Annotated in this window: 6 protein-coding genes and 2 pseudogenes; 7 read left to right on the forward strand and 1 reads right to left on the reverse strand. The window is 59.6% G+C overall.

What is annotated here, in order from left to right:
- Both Q0341_RS06975 and Q0341_RS06980 read left to right on the forward strand, forming a co-directional pair.
- Nucleotides 1-222 (forward strand): annotated as a pseudogene (locus Q0341_RS06975) (permease); the annotation flags it as partial.
- Nucleotides 215-1,297, forward strand: coding sequence for an enoyl-CoA hydratase/isomerase family protein (locus Q0341_RS06980; protein WP_299511500.1), 1,083 nt, complete (start codon nucleotides 215-217; stop codon nucleotides 1,295-1,297). The pseudogene Q0341_RS06975 and the gene Q0341_RS06980, both read left to right, overlap by 8 nt.
- Nucleotides 1,298-1,357: 60 nt before the next feature.
- On the opposite strand, the gene smpB is transcribed toward Q0341_RS06980, so the two are convergent.
- Nucleotides 1,358-1,852 (reverse strand): SsrA-binding protein SmpB, encoded by a 495-nt coding sequence (gene smpB, locus Q0341_RS06985; RefSeq protein ID WP_299511502.1) that lies wholly within the window; start codon nucleotides 1,850-1,852, stop codon nucleotides 1,358-1,360.
- Nucleotides 1,853-1,946: 94 nt separating this feature from the next.
- Between smpB and Q0341_RS06990 the strand changes: the two genes are divergently transcribed.
- From Q0341_RS06990 to Q0341_RS07010, 5 genes and pseudogenes are all read left to right on the forward strand, one after another.
- Nucleotides 1,947-2,387, forward strand: coding sequence for a type II toxin-antitoxin system RatA family toxin (locus Q0341_RS06990; protein WP_299511504.1), 441 nt, complete (start codon nucleotides 1,947-1,949; stop codon nucleotides 2,385-2,387).
- Nucleotides 2,380-2,736, forward strand: coding sequence for an RnfH family protein (locus tag Q0341_RS06995; protein ID WP_299511506.1), 357 nt, complete (start codon nucleotides 2,380-2,382; stop codon nucleotides 2,734-2,736). The genes Q0341_RS06990 and Q0341_RS06995 overlap by 8 nt, the downstream gene beginning before the upstream one ends.
- Nucleotides 2,737-2,756: 20 nt before the next feature.
- The gene (locus Q0341_RS07000; RefSeq protein WP_299511508.1) at nucleotides 2,757-3,665 is read left to right on the forward strand and encodes a class I SAM-dependent methyltransferase; all 909 of its coding nucleotides are present in this window, start codon (nucleotides 2,757-2,759) and stop codon (nucleotides 3,663-3,665) included.
- A 62-nt stretch (nucleotides 3,666-3,727) separates the two neighbouring features.
- Entirely contained in the window at nucleotides 3,728-5,197 is a 1,470-nt protein-coding gene (gene guaB / locus Q0341_RS07005; RefSeq protein ID WP_299511510.1) for an IMP dehydrogenase, read from the forward strand.
- A 70-nt stretch (nucleotides 5,198-5,267) separates the two neighbouring features.
- Nucleotides 5,268-5,540: pseudogene (locus tag Q0341_RS07010) on the forward strand (GMP synthase (glutamine-hydrolyzing)); the annotation flags it as partial.

Genomic DNA, 5,540 nt, shown 5'->3' on the forward strand with positions numbered 1-5,540 from the left:
TTTCAATTGGCCATCCCCTGCGTTTTGTCGGTCATTTGTGCCCGAGTACTCCAAGCTCCCGAAGTTTCTTTGCTTGGCATGCTCGAAGTGGTGTTTGGCATCGCCTTGGCTTGGTGGGGTGCCAACGAAGCGCCACAAATGAGCGTATTGTTGGGCGGCTCCCTGGTCTTGGGGGCTTTGCTCATGAACCAATGGTTAGGCTGGAGACAAAACAATGTCTGATGTCATCGCACAAATCGAAGGCCGCATCGGCTGTATCACCCTCAACCGCCCTAAAGCGCTCAACGCCTTGTCACTCGACATGGTGCGGGCTCTGACGCAGGCCTTGCTGGACTGGCAAGACAACCCGCAAGTGCTGGCCGTGGCGGTGCGAGGCACCGGCAAAGAAGGCCCATTTGGCGCTTTCTGCGCTGGCGGTGACATTCGGTTTTTCCACCAAGCCGCCCATGCTGGCGACGCGTCTTTGGGTGACTTTTTCACCGAAGAGTACCGCCTTAACCACTTGATCCACACTTACAGCAAACCCTACATCGCGTTCATGGACGGCATCGTCATGGGCGGCGGCATGGGCATCAGCCAAGGCGCCAGCGTGCGGGTGGTGACCGAGCGCACCAAAATGGCCATGCCAGAAACCAACATCGGTCTGTTTCCGGACGTGGGCGGCGGTTATTTTCTGAGCCGTTGCCCGGGGCGACTGGGTGAATACTTGGGCCTGACGGGACAGATGATTGGTGGTGCCCAGGCGGTGGCAGCCAAGCTCGCCGACATCGCGCTGCCCAGTGGCATGCTGGAGCCCATCTGGCAAACCTTGATCAGCAGCCCCTTTGAGAACGCCGAATCGGTGGAGCGCTGGGTCTTGGCGCAGGCCGGTGCCATGTTGCCCGAAAAGCTCACGCCCCAGCCCCAAATCGACGAAGTTTTTGGTTTGCAGAATGTTGCCGACATGCTGACCCGTTTAGAGTCAGAGTCGGACGAGTGGAGTCAAAAAACGGCCCATGCTTTGCGTCACCGTTCACCCTTGATGCTGCATGTGGTGCTGGAGCAAATTCGCCGCGCCCGCCAAATGAGTTTGGCCGATGACTTGCGCATGGAGCGCGACATGGTGCACCACTGTTTCCACCTGCGTGCTGTGGGTGACAGTGACACGGTGGAAGGCATTCGGGCCTTGGCCATTGACAAGGACCACAGCCCCCAATGGAAACCGGCCCGTGTGGAAGATGTGGACTTGTCGGAGGCGGCGCGTTTCTTTGCGAGCCCTTGGCCCTCGGACCACCACCCGTTGCGCGACTTGGCGTGACTTGTCGGGCCTTCAGGTCCGACGCTGCCCCCCCTTTTTGGGCAAGTCCACGTCAGCTGGTCAGCGGTCGCGGTGGCGGCTTTTCATGGCCCGCTCTACCTCGCGCTTGCCTTCACGGTCCTTGATGGTGTCGCGCTTGTCATGCTCGGCCTTGCCTTTGGCCAGCGCAATGTCGCATTTCACTTTGCCTGACTTCCAATGCAAGTTGATGGGCACCAGGGTGTAGCCCTTTTGTTCAATCTTGCCGATCAGGCGCTTGATCTCTTCTTTGTTCAGCAACAATTTGCGCGTGCGTGCGGCTTCGGGGTTGATGTGGGTGGACGCGGTTTTGAGCGGGTTGATCAGGCAACCAATGATGAACAACTCGCCATTGCGGATGACCACATAGCCATCGGTCAGTTGCACCTTGCCTTCGCGGATGGCCTTGACCTCCCAGCCTTCCAACACCATGCCTGCCTCGTAGCGCTCTTCAAAAAAGTAGTCAAACGACGCTTTTTTGTTCTCGGCGATCTTGGCAAATACGGGTGCAGAAGGGGATTTTTTGGTGGTGGCCATGAGGTGCAAATAAGGACGGCCTGGCCGTTCGCAAGTGCCAGCAGTCCGGATGCAAGCAAAGAGGCGTGGTGAAAAACTACAATCGCAGCATTGTATGAAGAATATCCACAAGTCCGTTCTGATCTGGTACTCGCCAGAGGAAATGTTTCGCCTCGTCACCGACGTGGACCATTACCCAGAGTTTTTGCCCTGGTGCGACAAAGCCCGTGTGCTCGAAAAAGACGCCCATGGCATGGTGGCCGAGGTGGGCATCAGCCTGGGTGGCATTCAGCAAACCTTCACCACCCGCAACGAGCACGAAGAAGGCCGTTCGGTCGGCATGAGCTTGGTCCAAGGCCCTTTCTCCAACCTCAGCGGCATGTGGCGCTTCACTCCCGTGGGCGATGGCTCGCAACGCGCATGCAAGGTCGAGTTGGATTTGCAGTATGGTTTTTCCAGCAAAACACTGGCCGCTTTGGTCGGGCCGGTGTTCGACAAGATCGCCGCCAGCTTGGTCGATGCTTTCGTCAAGCGTGCTGAAGCGGTTTATGGCTGAGCCGATGGTGTCGGTCACGCTGTGCTGGAGCCTGGCACCACGCCATGTGCATGAAATGGCTGTGCTGGTGCCCCCAGGCAGTACCGTGCAAGCGGTGCTTGACCAAGGCGTTGCGAAAGGCCTGAACGCGGATGCGGTCCTTCAGGAAGCCCTTCATGTGATGCAACCCGCCATTTGGGGCCGCAAAGTGGCTTGGACGCACCCAGTGCAAGAAGGTGATCGCGTTGAGCTGTGCCGCCCCCTGAAGGTGGACCCGATGGTGGCACGCCGACAGCGCTTCAAGCGCCAGGGCAAAGGCCGCACGGGCCTCTTTGCCAACCGCAAAAGCGGCTCGGCAGCCGGTTATTGACCACAGGCATCCCCATCACCATGCAAGCCCTACTGAACGCCATCGGCCAGATGCAACGCACAGGCGATGCCCATCGGGTGTTTCACGGCCGGGGCGGTTTGCACCCCGGCTGCGAGCATTGGACGCTCGACTGGCTGGCCCCCGTGTGGGTTTTGACCAGCTTCAAACCGGTGAGCGAAGACGAACTGGCCATCTGCCATCAAGCTTTGGCGCAGCGCTGGCAAACCCTGGCCCCCGGTGAACCGCTGAACTGGGTGTTCCAAAGCCGTGCGCAAGGGGAAGCACAAACTCGCCTCATGGCGGGCCGCGTGCCGGAGACGCATGTGGTGACCGAGCAGGGCGCCAAGTACCTGGTGCATGTGATGCGCGGTCAAAACCACGGTTTGTTTCTCGACATGGCCGTAGGGCGCGAGTGGCTGAAAAACCACGCCCAACACGAAAACATCCTCAACCTGTTTGCCTACACCTGCGCGTTTTCGGTGGTGGCCTTGCAAGGCGGGGCCGCCCAAGTGGTCAATCTGGACATGAGCCAGGGCGCGCTGGCGGTGGGCCAGCAAAACCACCGCCTGAACGATTTGCCGCCCAAGGCCCGATTTTTGGGCCACGACATCTTCAAGACTTGGGGCAAGATCAACAAAATGGGGCCGTACGGCGTGATCGTGATCGACCCGCCCAGCTACCAAAAGGGCAGCTTCATTGCGACCAAGGACTACGTCAAACTCATCCGCCGCTTGCCCGATCTGTTGGAGCCGCAGGGCCATGTGCTGCTGTGCCTGAACGCGCCTGAACTGGACAGCGCTTTCTTACACGCGCAAGTGGCCGAGGCCGCCCCTTCTTTGCGTTTTGTCGAGCGCTTGGCCAACCCGGCCGCATTTGCCGACATCGACCCCGAAAAATCACTCAAAGTGCTGCATTACCAAAACGCTTGAGGGCCTTGCAGGGAAATCCCTTGGGTGGCACGGGTACAATCCATTTTTTGGAGCCTTAGCTTATGCGCCTACTCGGTAAAGCCCTGACTTTTGACGACGTTCTCCTCGTCCCCGCGTACTCCCAAGTCCTGCCCAAGGACACGTCTCTTGCGACGCAATTCACCCGAAATATCCGCCTGAACCTGCCCCTGGTGTCTGCCGCCATGGACACCGTGACCGAAGCCCGTTTGGCCATTGCCATCGCGCAAGAAGGCGGCATCGGCATCGTGCACAAAAACCTCACGGCACAAGAACAAGCCGCTCAAGTGGCCAAGGTCAAGCGCTACGAATCGGGCGTGCTGCGCGACCCGGTGGTCATCACCCCCGACACCACCGTGCGCCAGGTCATGGCCTTGAGCGACGAGCTGGGTGTGTCGGGCTTTCCGGTCTGCGACGGCCGCCAAGTGGTGGGCATTGTCACCGGACGCGATTTGCGCTTTGAGACCCGCTACGACCAAAAGGTCAGCGAAATCATGACCCCGCGCGAGCGCCTGATCACCGTGCCCGAGGGCACCACGCCCGAGCAAGCCAAGCACCTGCTCAACAAACACAAGCTTGAGCGCTTGCTGGTCATCAACGACGCTTTTGAACTCAAGGGCCTGATCACCGTCAAAGACATCACCAAACAACTCAACTTTCCCAATGCGGCTCGTGATGGCGCTGGCAAACTGCGCGTGGGCGCGGCCGTGGGCGTGGGCGAGGGCACCGAAGAGCGCGTGGAAGCACTGGCCCGTGCGGGTGTGGACGCCATCGTGGTCGACACCGCCCACGGCCACAGCAAAGGCGTGCTCGACCGCGTGCGCTGGGTCAAGCAAAACTACCCGCATATTGAAGTCATTGGCGGCAACATCGCCACGGGCGCAGCCGCTTTGGCACTTGTCGAAGCGGGTGCCGACGCGGTGAAAGTGGGCATTGGGCCTGGATCGATCTGCACCACCCGCATCGTGGCGGGTGTGGGCGTACCACAAATCATGGCGGTGGACTCTGTGGCCACAGCCCTCAAAGGCACAGGAGTGCCTTTGATCGCTGACGGCGGTATCCGTTACAGCGGCGACATCGCCAAAGCCATCGCTGCCGGCGCAGGCACGGTGATGATGGGCGGCATGTTTGCGGGCACCGAAGAATCGCCCGGCGAAATCGTGCTGTTCCAAGGCCGCAGCTACAAGAGCTATCGCGGCATGGGCTCGATTGGCGCCATGCAGCAGGGCAGTGCCGACCGTTACTTTCAAGAGTCCAGCACCGGCAACCCGAATGCCGACAAGCTGGTGCCCGAAGGCATTGAAGGCCGTGTGCCTTACAAAGGCTCGGTGGTGTCCATCATTTACCAAATGGCGGGTGGCTTGCGCGCCAGCATGGGCTACTGCGGCTGCGCGACGATTGAGGCCATGCACAACGAATCTCAGTTTGTGGAAATCACCGCTGCGGGTATTCGCGAAAGCCATGTGCACGACGTGCAGATCACCAAAGAAGCGCCTAACTACCGGGCTGAGTAAAATCTGCATTTGATCACCAAGGCGTCTGCACCCCAGACGCCTTTTCATTTCTCAAAGAACGACGCCTGCCATGCAGCATTCCAAGATCCTGATCCTCGACTTCGGCTCGCAAGTCACCCAGCTCATCGCCCGCCGTGTGCGCGAAGCACATGTGTTTTGCGAAGTCCATCCCTGCGATGTGAGCAGCGACTGGGTGCGCGAATACGCCAAAGACGGCAACCTCAAGGGCGTGATCCTGTCGGGCAGCCACGCCAGTGTGTATGAGGTGGACGACAAAGCGCCCGATGCGGTGTTTGAGTTGGGCGTGCCGGTCTTGGGCATTTGCTACGGCATGCAGACCATG

The organism is uncultured Limnohabitans sp., from assembly GCF_937889215.1.
Taxonomy (GTDB): Bacteria; Pseudomonadota; Gammaproteobacteria; order Burkholderiales; family Burkholderiaceae_C; genus Limnohabitans_A.